At 44.2% G+C, this 13,579-nt stretch carries 12 protein-coding genes; 10 read left to right on the top strand and 2 right to left on the bottom strand.

Translation table 11 applies throughout. The annotated features are described in order from the left end of the window. Positions 1-49 precede the first annotated feature (49 nt). From acs to VMUT_RS12575, 9 genes are all read left to right on the top strand, one after another. Entirely contained in the window at positions 50-2,056 is a 2,007-nt protein-coding gene (acs, locus tag VMUT_RS00445; protein ID WP_013603466.1) for an acetate--CoA ligase, read from the top strand. 206 nt (positions 2,057-2,262) lie between these two features. Then, positions 2,263-3,981 carry an ABC transporter substrate-binding protein gene (locus VMUT_RS00440; RefSeq protein ID WP_052298491.1) on the top strand — a complete coding sequence of 573 codons (1,719 nt, stop codon included), beginning with the start codon at positions 2,263-2,265 and terminating at the stop codon, positions 3,979-3,981. Between the two features lies 1 nt (position 3,982). Beyond that, positions 3,983-4,363: a hypothetical protein gene (locus VMUT_RS13055; RefSeq protein ID WP_052298490.1), complete on the top strand. Its 381-nt coding sequence runs from the start codon at positions 3,983-3,985 to the stop codon at positions 4,361-4,363. A gap of 147 nt (positions 4,364-4,510) precedes the next feature. Further along, entirely contained in the window at positions 4,511-5,551 is a 1,041-nt protein-coding gene (locus VMUT_RS00435) for an ABC transporter permease (protein ID WP_013603465.1), read from the top strand. Then, entirely contained in the window at positions 5,548-6,483 is a 936-nt protein-coding gene (locus VMUT_RS00430) for an ABC transporter permease (RefSeq protein ID WP_013603464.1), read from the top strand. Before VMUT_RS00435 ends, VMUT_RS00430 begins: the two co-directional genes overlap by 4 nt. A gap of 11 nt (positions 6,484-6,494) precedes the next feature. Continuing rightward, complete coding sequence (locus tag VMUT_RS00425; RefSeq protein ID WP_013603463.1) at positions 6,495-7,475, top strand: ABC transporter ATP-binding protein; 981 nt, start codon at positions 6,495-6,497, stop codon at positions 7,473-7,475. After that, positions 7,475-8,425 carry an ABC transporter ATP-binding protein gene (locus tag VMUT_RS00420; RefSeq protein ID WP_013603462.1) on the top strand — a complete coding sequence of 317 codons (951 nt, stop codon included), beginning with the start codon at positions 7,475-7,477 and terminating at the stop codon, positions 8,423-8,425. Before VMUT_RS00425 ends, VMUT_RS00420 begins: the two co-directional genes overlap by 1 nt. A 76-nt stretch (positions 8,426-8,501) precedes the next feature. Further along, positions 8,502-9,269 (top strand): FAD-dependent thymidylate synthase, encoded by a 768-nt coding sequence (gene thyX, locus VMUT_RS00415; protein ID WP_237699673.1) that lies wholly within the window; start codon positions 8,502-8,504, stop codon positions 9,267-9,269. A 156-nt stretch (positions 9,270-9,425) separates the two neighbouring features. Further along, positions 9,426-9,737: a hypothetical protein gene (locus VMUT_RS12575; RefSeq protein WP_148224603.1), complete on the top strand. Its 312-nt coding sequence runs from the start codon at positions 9,426-9,428 to the stop codon at positions 9,735-9,737. Positions 9,738-9,863: 126 nt separating this feature from the next. Here the strand turns inward: VMUT_RS12575 and VMUT_RS00410 are convergent, their stop codons facing one another. Then, complete coding sequence (locus VMUT_RS00410; RefSeq protein ID WP_013603460.1) at positions 9,864-11,327, bottom strand: MATE family efflux transporter; 1,464 nt, start codon at positions 11,325-11,327, stop codon at positions 9,864-9,866. A gap of 130 nt (positions 11,328-11,457) precedes the next feature. Here VMUT_RS00410 and VMUT_RS00405 point away from each other — a divergent pair, with 130 nt between their 5' ends. Further along, positions 11,458-12,522, top strand: a complete 1,065-nt coding sequence (locus VMUT_RS00405; RefSeq protein ID WP_013603459.1) for a glucose-1-phosphate thymidylyltransferase — start codon at positions 11,458-11,460, stop codon at positions 12,520-12,522. 6 nt (positions 12,523-12,528) lie between these two features. On the opposite strand, the gene rfbB is transcribed toward VMUT_RS00405, so the two are convergent. Then, positions 12,529-13,509, bottom strand: coding sequence for a dTDP-glucose 4,6-dehydratase (gene rfbB / locus VMUT_RS00400; protein WP_013603458.1), 981 nt, complete (start codon positions 13,507-13,509; stop codon positions 12,529-12,531). Between the last annotated feature and the right edge of the window lie 70 nt (positions 13,510-13,579).

The following is a 13,579-nucleotide window of genomic DNA, read 5'->3' as shown; positions in this document are numbered from 1 at the left end:
TAAAATGTAGATAAAACTTTTAGATTTCTATATTAATGAATTTATTTGTATGTCAGTTACATGGGCTCTACCCTTTAAGGAGAAAATAATTCCTGAAATTGGTAGAGAAAGAGCTATTGATCCTGAGGAGTATAAGAGGATTCATGAGGAGAGCCTTAAGGACATAGAGGCCTTCTGGTCTAATATTGCTAGGGAACTCGAGTGGTTCAAGCCCTGGGATAAGGCCCTGGTTGCCGATCCACAGCCACCATTTTATAAGTGGTTTGTTGGCGGTAGGTTAAACGCATCGTACCTAACCCTTGATAGGCATGTTAAGGGCGGTAGGAAGAATAAGGTTGCCATTATTTGGGAGGGCGAACCAGCTGATCAGAGTGGTAATCCTGTTGAGGTTCGTAAACTCACATACTATGACTTATGGCGCGAGGTCAATAGATTCGCCTACGTGCTTAAGAATAAGCTTGGCCTTAGGAAGGGCGATACCATAGGTATCTATATGCCCATGATACCTGAGCTCCCAATAGCAATGTTAGCGGCCGCTAGACTCGGCGTGATATTCACCGTGGTCTTCAGCGGATTCACGGCACAGGCCCTAGCCGATAGGCTTAATGATGCGGAGACAAAGCTCGTGATAACAACCGATGGTGGTTATAGACGCGGCAGGGTAATTAGGCTTAAGGAAATTGTTGACAAGGCCCTTGAGCAATCACCAACTGTTAAGAACGTAGTTGTCTATAGGAGGGTCGGCCTTAATGACGTTAGCATGGTTAAGGGCAGGGATTACTGGTGGCATGAATTAATGAGTGACGTACCAGCGAATACATACGTTGAGCCAGAACCTGTGGAGAGTGAGCACCCATTATATATACTGTACACATCAGGAACTACGGGTAAGCCCAAGGGCATTGTTCACGATACTGGCGGCTACATGGTGTTACTCCATGCAACAATGAAGTGGGTATTCGATGCTAGGGAGGATGATATTCACTTCTGCACAGCAGACATTGGCTGGGTCACTGGGCATAGTTACATCGTCTTTGGCCCGCTCCTTGAAGGCATGACCACAATACTATATGAAGGTGCACCTGATTATCCCAACCCAGACCGTTGGTGGGCAATTGTGGAGAGGTACGGAGTTACCATATTCTATACAAGTCCAACGGGTATAAGAACACTGATGAGGTTTGGCGATGATTGGGTTAGAAAACATGACCTAAGCACAATAAGGCTCATGCACTCAGTCGGCGAGCCAATAAACCCAGAGGCCTGGAGGTGGCTTTGGAAATTAGCTGGTAGGAAGAAGGTACCCTTCGGCTCCACTTGGTGGATGACAGAGACAGGAGGCATACTGATATCCCATGCGCCAGGCCTTGCCCTGGTACCGCTTAAGCCAGGTACTAACGGACCACCATTGCTTGGTATTGATGCTGATGTTGTTGATGATAATGGTAATCCAATACAACCTGGGCAAAGAGGTTACCTAGTGATTAGGAGGCCATGGCCAGGAATGCTATTGACGATTTGGAAAGATCCCGATAGGTATGTCAGGACATACTGGAGTAAGTTCCCTGGGATGTTTTACGCCGGTGATTACGCAGTTAAGGATGAGGACGGCTACTTCTGGATACTTGGTAGGGCTGACGAGGTTATTAAGGTGGCTGGCCATAGGCTCGGTACGTATGAACTCGAGTCAGCGCTGATACAGCACCCAGCTGTGGCTGAAGCAGCTGTCGTTGGTGTTCCAGACCCTGTTAGGGGTGAGGTTCCCGTGGCCTACGTTGTCCTAAAGCAGGGTTACCAACCCTCTGAGCAATTGAGGGCTGAGTTAAATAACACGGTTAGGGAGTTTGTGGGTCCAATAGCCACGTTATCTAATGTCTTCTTTGTAACGAAGCTCCCAAAGACAAGGAGTGGTAAGATAATGAGGAGGCTTGTTAGGGCCGTGGTTACTGGCCAATCATTGGGTGATGTGACGACACTTGAGGACGAGGCAAGTGTTGAGGAGGTTAAGAAGGCATATGAAGAGTTTAAGACGGAATTAGAGAGACTCAGTAAGTAAGTTGTTAATAATGAATAATCAATTGGCAAGTAATGCCATGATTTAACTGGAGTGACATAGTCATGCCGTAATAATATATTTAGCTATTCAATCAATTTTTATATACTTATATTCATAATTCCTAAAACTTAAATAATCATTTAAATTATATATTAAATTATATGAGTGAGTAAAACTTTTAAGAGTGATTAATTGCCTTTGTTTTTATGCCGACATCGCATAATAGGAAGGGTATATCAAAGGCCGTGTTAATAGGTGTAATCGTTGTTGTGGTTGTGGTAGTTGCTGTTGGTGCTTATTTTGCTGTTACTTATCATCCTAAGCCCACTGCGCCTTCTCCACCACCTACAACTACTAACGTTACGAAGCCAACAGTCACCGTGGTCTCGAACCAAACAATCACATTAGCACCACCAAACCCAAACGAACTCATTGATTTAACTGACGTAGCGTCTCCAGACTGTCTAGACCCAGCCACGGGCTTTTGGACCATGGATGAGCCGATATTCAACGTTGTTTACCAGGAATTAGTAACATGGAATGGCAGTGATTACTTCCATGCCGTTCCCATGCTCGCCACTAATTGGACTGTTAGCCCCGACTACAAGCATTACATTTTTACCTTGAGGCAGGGCGTTTACTTCACTGATGGTGAACCATTCAACGCAACCGTGGTATGGTTCAGCTTCTATAGGACAATAATCATGGGACAAGGACCAGGAGTAAGTAATTATGGTTCATTACTATTCCACATGAGTGTTTATAGTCAGACTGGTTATGCCATACCATGGGGTGCATGCCATGCACTCGCCTACGCAACTGGTAACAATGCCTACATAAGTAATGCCACACTGTGCGCCTACGCACTAGCCAACGTACTAAGCAACTTCAACGTTAACAATGCCACGATACAGAAAATGATGAGCTATCCAAACCAAGCCATTGTTGTTCTTAGCCCATATGAGGTTGAGTTTAACCTGATACATCCATACATGTACTTCCTACTTGATATAGCTTCATGGTGGGGTGCTGTGGTTCCACCAGCCTACGTAGATGCTCATGGCGGAGTACAACCAAACACACCAAACAGCTACCTATGCCAGTACGGAATGCCGGGCACAGGTCCATACGAGATCCAGAGTGTCACGGGAACACCAGGTGAGTTCACGGAAATAGTCCTAAAGATCAATCCCAACTACTGGGGTAATAATTACCCGTCTGGTTCATTACCAGTGCTTGACCAACCAGCCCACATACAAATAATCGACCTGAAGATAAGTGAGTCACATACAAACAGGGTAGAGTTATTCGCAGAGAACCAGGCACAGTTCTCATACGTAAGTTCACCATTCCTAAGTCAGGTATATAGTGCATGGTCACCATATAACCAGTACTTACCACCAACAGCCATTGTTCATGAGAACCCAGAATTAACTCCTGAGTGTATAATGATGTTTTCAATGAATACGCAGAGGTGGCCGACCAACATAACGGACTTTAGGCTGGCCATTGAGTATGCAATTAATTACACGGCTTTACTATATACCTATTACTCACCATTGTTGAATACAACACTTGCAACATACTACCTAGGTCCATTCACACCAATCAACCCATCACTATATAACCCGGACAACCTACCATTCTACAGCTATAACCCGAACCTAGCCATTGAATACCTCAACGAGTCAGGTTGGGAGGGCGACTTCTACACAGTATTGCCTAATGGCACAGTAATCGGTAATCCCAACGGGCAAAAACTACCTTCAATACCGATTTACGTAATTCCGCCAGTAACTCCGCAGTTAGAGGAGCAGCTTGAGATTGTATCCCAGGACTTGAATCAAATAGGTATACCAACCGCCGTGAGTTACGTAACGACATCGGAGTACGATAGTTGGACATCACCATCAGTTCAGTGGTAGGTTGATCTATGGTGTTGGTTGGTGTGCTGATTGGCCAGACCCAATAATGCAAATAGCAATATCAATACTAACTGGTTCATTACCAACTGGTGACTATGCATGGTACAACAACCCGAACGTCACAAACCTACTCTATGAGGCAGCCTTCACAACAAACCTAACCGAACAAATACAAATAGCCAAGCAGGTCTATAGTATTGTTTATAATCAAGCACCGTACGTGTGGATACCAGATCCGGTACCATACTTCCTACAGCAGCCATATGTTCATGGTGTCATAGTAACATGGACAGGGTACTACTACAACACTATGTACTACAAGCCAGTGACAATAACGGTGGTTACGTACTCAAATGGCACTAAGGTTGTTCAGGTAAGCTAATAACTAAAATAAATATTCTCTATAATTAATTAAAAATTTATATTATTATTTTTATATTCAATACATACCAATTTATAATCTTAGATATTTTTAGGACTATGTACCTGTGGGTAAGCTTTTTAAAGGAACGATTACTTTGATGTTTGTATGGCTGGTCGTGACTTCGCAATATTCGTAGTAAGGAGATTTATTAATGCCATAATAACACTATTACTATTGCTCCTGCTCATGTTCATTCTGGTTCATGCAATTTACACAACACCATTGGCACTGGCCAGGCTTTACGCGGGCCCTCACCCAACAATGGCGCAGCTGGAGACTATAGTTAAGGAGTATCACCTCGATGCTCCTCTCTATGTCCAATTTATTAACTACTTGGTGGGTGTATTTACTGGTAATCTTGGTTATGACCCGATATATAAGGAGCCCGAGGCCTATATAATAATGCATTACCTACCCATAACACTGACTTTCATGATACCGGCAGTGATAATAACGGTGCTCCTCGGGACCTACCTAGGCGCTATTGCGTCGGCTAATAGGAATAAGTGGGCTGATTATATCATTAGGGCCTTTTACATATTTACCTGGTCCTCACCACCATACTTCATAGCCCTACTCCTACTATTAATATTCGCCATATGGCTTGGACCGTGGACTCATCTACCAACCAGTGGTTACGTGAATCCACTACTACTTAAGCCAAAGGCAGTAACTGGTTGGCCCTTAATTGATGCCTTAATAGAGCATGACTGGGCCTACGCAGAGAGTTACCTAATCCACATGTTACTTCCCATGTTTGCAGTTGTTCTCTATAGTTTCGGCGTTTACACGAGGATGGCTAGGAACACGATGCTTGATGTCCTCGAGAGCGACTATGTGAGGCTAGCCTATGTTAAGGGGCTTTCCAGGAGGGTTGTGGTTTATGGTGTTGGCCTTAGGAATGCCTTAATACCACTGGTTACGCTTATGGTATTAACCTTCGCCTTATCATGGACTGGGGCTTACGTTGCTGAGGACGTGTTTGATTACCACGGCATGGGGTACATAACCACGGTAGCCATTACGAGTGTCGACCCATTAATGGTTTATGACATAACACTTTTCGTTGGTGTATCGGTTATAATTGCGAACTTCATTGCAGATATACTCTATGGTATGCTTGATCCAAGGGTGAGGATAGCATGACAGAGCAGGTAACTGAAAAAAGGAGGGCTGGTGGACTTGCAGCGGGTATTTGGTCTTGGATTAAATTAATATCTAGGGATCCGGCAGGTCTTGTTGGTCTCATTATTGTGGCTGCCTTCGTCATTTGGTCAATAATACAGGGCGTACTTGAATTACTAGCTACATACCTCAGGTACCCAAGGCTTGGTTGGGTATTGCTCCCGGGTAATCCATTTGCTCAGAACTTAGCAGCTGCGTTTCAACCACCATCATGGATGCATCTAATGGGTACTAATTACATGGGCCAGGACATACTGGCCAGGATACTATATTCAATACCCTATAGTGCGGCTTACCCAGCTTTTCTCGTTGTGCTCTCGGCAATACTAATTGGTGCTGCCCTAGGCATTAGTGCTGGTTACCTAGGTGGTTGGTGGGATGAAATACTCATGAGGATAACCGATGCCTTCCTATCAGTGCCAGCAATAATACTTGCCATAGTCGTCTCAGTACTACTCAAGGCAAGTTTCATAGGTATGATTTACTCTTTCATAATTGTTTGGTGGCCAATATACGCAAGGCTCTTCAGGGCTGAGACACTTAGGGTTAAGGCCATGGATTACATAGCGGCTGCGCAACTCTACGGTGTTTCACCAATTAAGCTCTTCTTTAAGTACCTATTCATTAACGCAATTGATCCAATAATAGCTTATGCAATGCTAGACTTTGGTAATGTGATATTAGCCGCGTCAATACTGAACTTCATAGGTGTTGGTCTACAGCCTGGACTACCAATACTAGGTGAGATGGCATCTGACGGTGTTAGTTGGGGATTCCCGAAGTACTGGTGGTGGGCTATATTCCCAAGCATAGTAATATTAATAATTGCGCTCGGTTTCGTACTACTTGGTGATAGATTGCAGGACATAATAGGCGGTAGGGCAGTGTACTGAGGTGATATGTTATGGCATTATTATCAATTAAAGACCTATTTGTTGGTTATAGGACTATCATGGGAACACTGCATGTGCTTGATGATGTAAACCTCGAAATTAATAAGGGCGAGATAGTGGGTATTGTTGGTGAGAGTGGCTCTGGTAAGTCAACACTTGGTCAAGCAATTGCTAGGGTATTACCAGGCAATGCCATTGCCTCTGGGAGTATAATGGTTGATGGTGTTAATCTGTTGGAGCTTAGTGAGAAGGAAATGGAGAATTATAGGGGCACTACGGTATTCATGATTCTACAGAACCCATTCACAAGTCTTAATCCCGTTAAGACAGTTGGTTATCAACTCATGGAGGCTGCCCGGATCAGGATGGAAAGGAGTGGTGAGAAGTATAGTGAGGATAGGGCTTATGAGATGGCGATACAAGCCCTTAAGGACCTTAGGTTCCCAGACCCAGAAATAATAATGCTTAGGTACCCGCATCAATTATCCGGTGGTCAGATCCAGAGGGTTGTGCTTGCAATGTCATTAATACTGAGGCCAAAGATACTCATTGCCGATGAGCCAACGTCGGCTTTAGACGTCACGATACAGGCACAGGTAATAAACCTATTCAAGCAGTTGAGTAAGGAGATGGAGACAGCAATCCTATTCATAACCCACGATATAAGCCTAGCATACGTAATATCCACGAGGCTTGTGGTTCTCTACGCAGGACGTATAATGGAGGATGGGGACATAGAATCCGTGATTAGGGAGCCAATGCACCCATACACCCAGGGATTAATAGCCGGCGTCCCCGATCTATCTAAATTCGTTAGTGGCAAGATTAAGCTACAGTCAATACCTGGGAACCCACCATCATTCCTAGACCTACCAAGCGGCTGTAAGTTCCATCCAAGGTGTCCATACGTTAAGGATATATGTAAGGTTCAGGAGCCAAAATTAACAAGGGTTAATAATAGGATAGTTAGGTGTTGGCTTTATGGTGGGTGATGGGCATGCCCCCAATAGTTAAGACTGTAAATCTCAGGAAGTATTACCTAGCCTATAAGATGGGGTTATTGGATAGGTTATTTGGTAAGAAGCCTGCCTGGGTTAGGGCTGTGGATAATGTGAATATTGAGATTGAGGAGGGCGAGACCCTGGGACTAATTGGTGAGAGCGGTTCTGGAAAGACAACACTAGGTAAGTTATTAGTCACGCTCGAGAGACCCGACGGCGGTGAGTACTACTTCATGGGCGAAAAGGTTACTGAGGATAAGATACCTTGGGTTAGGCAGCAGGTTGCCATGGTATTCCAAAACCCATATAGTTCACTCAATCCGAGACTCACGGTTAAGGAAATAATCTCAGAACCACTCGGGCATTTTGATGAGGACAGGGTTAGGGAGGCAATGGAAATGGTTGGGCTCAACTATAGGGAGCATAGTAATAAGAGACCTAGGGAATTATCTGGTGGTCAGGTTCAGAGGGTTGCCGTTGCGAGGGCCATTGTTAAGAGGCCTAGGTTTATAGTACTCGATGAACCTACGTCTGCGCTGGACGCGTCATTACAGGCCCAGGTGCTTAACCTATTAATGGATCTTAAGGAACAGTTGGGACTGACCTACCTCTTCATAACACATAACATAGCCATAGCCTACTACATATCCGACAGGGTGGCCATAATGTATGCAGGCAAGATCGTGGAGATGGGTAATGTCGATGAGGTGTTCAAGAAGCCAATGCATCCATATACGCAGTTACTAATGAAGTCAGTACCGACAATAGGTAGGAAAGAGCTTGAGCCGCCGACTGGTGAGGTCCCAAGCCTAGTAAATCCACCACCTGGTTGTAGATTCCACCCGAGGTGCCCATATATAATGAGTGTGTGTAAGGAAAAGGAGCCACCGCTAATTAATGTTAATAATAGGCAGGTCGCCTGCTGGCTATATCAGCAATAATAATACCTCTTAATTTATTCCCTACTTAGTTTTAATTCAATGCTAGCTTATAAATGTGCAGGAGGTAAAAATAAATGTGGTTAACATAATTAAACCAAGGGTTGAGCTTGTGCTTACTTGGGGTAATGAGGAGCTAATAGCGGCAATGACCGATGTTATCTATAGGGCACACACAATCGAGGATGCCATGAGGAAAGTTAAGGAGAAGCCCGAACTCGTGACTAGGAGGATAATTAGTTTCCTTTGGGATGGGCATCACAGTGTGCTTGAGTTCATGGGTGCGAGCTGGCTCATCGAGGGTAGTAGGGCGTTCACACATGAGCTTGTTAGGCATAGGGTGGCTAGTTACTGGCAGGAGAGTCAGAGGTACGTGGACTACACAAAGGGGCAGCTACGCTACGTACTGCCGCCAAACCTAGCCAGTGATTGGACTAGTCATCTTGATAATGTATCACAGGCCTACATAAAGGCTAGGGAGGGCTTCGCACCCGAGGATGCCAGGTATTTACTACCTAATGCAATGGCCAGTAGGGTTTGGGTTCAGATGAATGCCAGGGAGTTCTTCCTAAACTTCATACCGCTCAGAACCGGGCTTGGGGCCTTTCATGAGATTAGGCTGATTACATGGCTAATGTTCACTACACTGATTGACAAATTCCCAATAACTGCCAGGTGGATTTGGGAAAACCTACCAAGGCTACACCCAGACTACTGCAGGGGCATTGATAAGTTGAAGGACTTGTACGGCACCGACGACTGTAGGTTAGTAAGCATTGAGGACTCATTTAGGAGGTGGCAGATTGAGATCCCGGAGACATTAAGAGCCTTAATGGGTGGGAAATGATTGTTTAGCCTTGGCTAGGTTTTTATTAATTAACGTTGATACAATACTTGATGAGTAGAATTGGCAGGCTGTATAGGGTTTACGGTGAGATTAAGACCATAGGTAGGATTGATAGGCTGTATCCCGCTAAGTTGCATCCGTGATTGGTGAACCTTGGTGGTGAGAATAAGATTGAAATTAAGGACGAGAGAAGGGAGGGAGGAGGTCACGGTAGCACTCCTTAATAGTGGATTTGAGAGTGAGACGCCACAGATACTACTTCCGATAAACCTAGCCAAAAGACTTAACCTATGGGATAGGGTCATAGTTGAGGGTAGTGCGCAAGTTTTGGAACTGTCGCTGGCCCCACTAGGCTTTATGTCCTGCCTTCATCCGTGTATGTCTCGGTATTTGAGGATGTACGGCGACAGAGCCCGTATTATCGGACGTGATCATCTCAGATGTGGAACGCGAAGTACTGATCAGTGATTATTTAGCAGGACTTCTTGGACTCATAGTTGAAGACTTTAGGGAGGGCTTATAGAGATTACGTAGTGACTTAGGTAATAGGGTTAGGAGGAGTTATAAGCCTCAGTATTGATAATATTATCTTTATTACTTTGTAAATGGTATTAATAATGGTCTTGCGAACCTAGGTAATTGATCAAGCAATGACTTAGGCAGGGGTTTAACAATGTATAGTGATATAATGGTTATGGTAATGGTTATTAGTTGCATGGCGGGCCAGGTAATCGGTGGGTCATTAAGTGGTAGGGTCCATGAGGATATCAGGGTTAGGAATGTGGATAAGCCAATGATGCTAACGGTACTGTTCATAATGTTCCATTTCTCTAAGACCCAGAAGAAGGTTAATATGACTATGTACATTACATAATTACTGACAACAGCCATATAAAGCCCCAGGATATGTAGAAGCACATACATTGCAAGTCCAATGCCAAGCCCAACCAAGTTAGCCACCAACGCGTACCAGCCTTTACCAATGACCCAGTAATACGATGTATAAACGGTGACGGCAACGGCAAAGGGTGCGGAGGCGAATAGGGCTGATGCGTATGGTATTGAGCGTACATAATCACCATTTATAATACCAAGCCTGGGCAATATGGGTAATGCAAGGACTATTAATTGTACCATGATGGCTGAGGCTATGAAGGTTGGGATTGCAAAATCCCTAAAAATGCTCCTGACATCAATACCAAGCCCAAGGCCGTGAGAAACCCTACTATTGAGGACTGTGGACACCGCAGGCCCGAGGGCTATGACTGCGTTGACCATTGCCGCGGCAAGTCCGTAAATACCCGTCGCGTCGGGACCTAAATACCTGTACACCAAGTACGTGAATAAACTAAAGCTTAGTATACCCATGTAACCAAGGATCCAGGACTGAAAACCAAACTCAAGGATGTACTTGACCCTAGAGGTGATTATTCCAATACCAAGGATAGGACTAACAAGGTCCTTTATATTACCTAAGTAATACAGTAATTGCGCTACCGACCCAATAAGGGTCGAGATGGCTATTGCATAAACATTACGCATAACCACAATAAGCAAAACCTCGAGAAACCTCATGAGAAGCATGTTAACCGTAGAACCAGCACCCTGGGTTACAACCCTACCCATAAGCCACAGGTACAGGCCTAAGGCACCAGCCAGCGACTGAGCAACCACGGTGCCCAGGTATATGTAGACAGTACCTAGCAACCAATGCGGAATGCCATTAATTAAATAAATCGGTATGGCAATCACGAGTACTGCGGCATATATGATAGCCATTATTAATGACATAAATACCAAGGCCGCAAAGTAAGGCCTAATATTACCACCCCTAATGTACTCAATAGCACCTTCCCTAGCGATAGCACCCGATATTCCTGGTATTGGTATCAACGAACCTATGGCATTGACAATAGCAAAAAGCGCATTATAATAACCATATTGCGTCAATGGTATGTACCTTGTTAAAACAACTATATAAGCTATTGCCAATGCATAATTAGTAGCTGTCGGTAAATAATTCAATACAACACCGGCAATGGCACTTTCTCTCTTCATTCAACGCAATGGTTAATTAATATTATTAAATATTTACTGACAAGGGTCGATGAGGTTTCTCTAGTAATGAGGTTTATGGCCTTAATGGAAACTTTAATGCTTTAAAGCCTGCATTTTTTGATTATTTCCAATGGCATTAACAAGCATCATATTAGTGGCGGGCGAGGGTACTAGGCTTAGGCCATTAACGTATACATTGCCGAAACCGTTAATACCAATAATGGGTAAACCACTCGTCGTTAGGTTGATTGAGGGATTGCGGGATGTAGGTTTAAGTAGTTTCTATGTGGTTGTTGGGCACCTTGGTTTCCTCTTTAGACAGTTGCTCGGTGATGGTTCTGAGCTTAATGTTAGCATTAAGTATGTTGAGCAGAGGGAGAGGCTTGGTATTGCCCATGCGATACATAGGGCTATTGAGGAAGGCGCCAACGGGCAACTAGTTGTTCATCTTGGTGATAATTACTTCGGTGAGGGCATTAACAGCTTCATTAGGGAGTTTATGGAGGGTGATTATGACGTATTTATAGTATTAACGAGGCATAAAGACCCGACCAGGTTTGGTAATGCCATTATTAGTGATGGCAAGGTCGTGAAGCTCATAGAGAAGCCCAGGGAAGTCCCGCCCAATAGTTATGTGGTGACTGGCATATACATGTTCAAGGATTCAAGGGATGTGGAGAGAGCCTTCAGTACGTTGAAGCCATCAGCTAGGGGTGAGTACGAGATAACGGACCTAATCCAGTGGTTTATTAATAATGGACACAGGGTTGGTTATGCAATAACCAATAGTTGGTGGAAGGACATGGGGACACATCAGGACATACTCGACCTACTATACCTAATGCTCGATGAGATTAAGTCGAGGATTGAGGGTGAGGTTAGGGGTGAGGTGAATGGCAGGGTTATTATTGAGAAGGGCGCCATGGTTGAGGGCTTTGTGCATGGACCGGCCTACATAGGTAAGGGTTCGGTCATTGGTAGGGAGACCGTGATCGAGCACTATGTCGATGTTGAGACGAATGCCAGCATAAATGGTGGTAGTGTGAGCAGGAGTATTGTACTTGACAACGCAAGGCTGGAGCTTGGTAGGGCTAGGATAATAGATAGCATAATTGGACCGAACTCGAGGATAAGGCTAACTAATGGTATTAGCAGGTTAATAATTGGTGAAGGTAATGTGATAGAAAGTATGTAATGTTCATCACCACGGTGTGTCTTTCCTAAAGAATTCATCACTAAGGAGCGGTCTCCACCACCACTCATTTTCTAAGTACCACTTAATTGTCTTCTTCAATCCATCTTCCCAAATAACCAATGGTCTCCAGCCCAAGGACAAAATCTTATCTCCCTTCATGATGTATCTTCTATCTTGGCCAGGTCTATCACTAACGAAACGTATCAACGCCTTCGGCTTATTAAGTACCCGTAGTGCATCCTCAACAACCTGAAGAATGCTTTTTTCATTAAAGCCCGGCACATTATAGATTTCGCCGGATACTCCCTTCTCGATAATCGTTAGGACTGCCCTGCAGGTATCCTCAACATAAAGCCAATCTCTCCTCTGTGACCCGTCACCATGGACAACGACTGGGATATCGTTAAGAGCTCTAATCACGGTTCTTGGTATTAACTTTTCAGGGTATTGGTAAGGACCGTAATTGTTAGATGGACGTATTATAATAGCGTCAACACCGTAGGTTCTGTGAAATGCCATTATTAAGGCATCACCGGCGGCCTTTGTGGCTGCGTAAGGATTACTTGGTCTCAATACCGTATTCTCATCAGCAGGTTCCTTACCCTCCATGTCACCGTAAACCTCATCCGTAGATATATGGATAAGCCTAGTCCCGAATTCCTTCACAATCTTTAGTATTGTATATACCCCATATACATTCGTCCTAATAAAGGGTTCAGGGTTCACTATACTCCTATCGACATGTGTCTCCGCGGCGAAATTAACGATGATCTCAGGATGAATTCTCTGTACGACATCCTTCAACCTATCATAATCAGTAATGTCACCCTTTATCACCTCAACATCCCTAGGTAAATTCTCATAACGACCAGCATACGTAAAAGCATCATAGACCGTGATATCATTACCTAAATACCGTGAAAATCTAACAAAATTACTACCGATAAATCCAGCACCACCAGTAACCAGAATCCTGTATCGACCCATCAACCTAACTAAACACTCAATAAATAAAACTTAACCTATACAGCACATGAACATCATTAAAAGTAAATAA

Origin of the sequence: Vulcanisaeta moutnovskia 768-28 (genome assembly GCF_000190315.1) — an archaeon.
Taxonomy (GTDB): domain Archaea; phylum Thermoproteota; class Thermoprotei; order Thermoproteales; family Thermocladiaceae; genus Vulcanisaeta; species Vulcanisaeta moutnovskia.
This window is presented reverse-complemented; position numbering and strand designations above follow the sequence as displayed.

Coding starts and splice junctions, on each gene's coding strand:
- acs (WP_013603466.1), top strand. CDS start 50: ATGTCAGTTACATGGGCTCTACCCTTTAAGGAGAAAATAATTCCTGAA.
- VMUT_RS00440 (WP_052298491.1), top strand. CDS start 2,263: ATGCCGACATCGCATAATAGGAAGGGTATATCAAAGGCCGTGTTAATA.
- VMUT_RS00435 (WP_013603465.1), top strand. CDS start 4,511: ATGGCTGGTCGTGACTTCGCAATATTCGTAGTAAGGAGATTTATTAAT.
- VMUT_RS00430 (WP_013603464.1), top strand. CDS start 5,548: ATGACAGAGCAGGTAACTGAAAAAAGGAGGGCTGGTGGACTTGCAGCG.
- VMUT_RS00425 (WP_013603463.1), top strand. CDS start 6,495: ATGGCATTATTATCAATTAAAGACCTATTTGTTGGTTATAGGACTATC.
- VMUT_RS00420 (WP_013603462.1), top strand. CDS start 7,475: ATGGGCATGCCCCCAATAGTTAAGACTGTAAATCTCAGGAAGTATTAC.
- VMUT_RS00410 (WP_013603460.1), bottom strand. CDS start 11,327: ATGAAGAGAGAAAGTGCCATTGCCGGTGTTGTATTGAATTATTTACCG.
- VMUT_RS00405 (WP_013603459.1), top strand. CDS start 11,458: ATGGCATTAACAAGCATCATATTAGTGGCGGGCGAGGGTACTAGGCTT.
- rfbB (WP_013603458.1), bottom strand. CDS start 13,509: ATGGGTCGATACAGGATTCTGGTTACTGGTGGTGCTGGATTTATCGGT.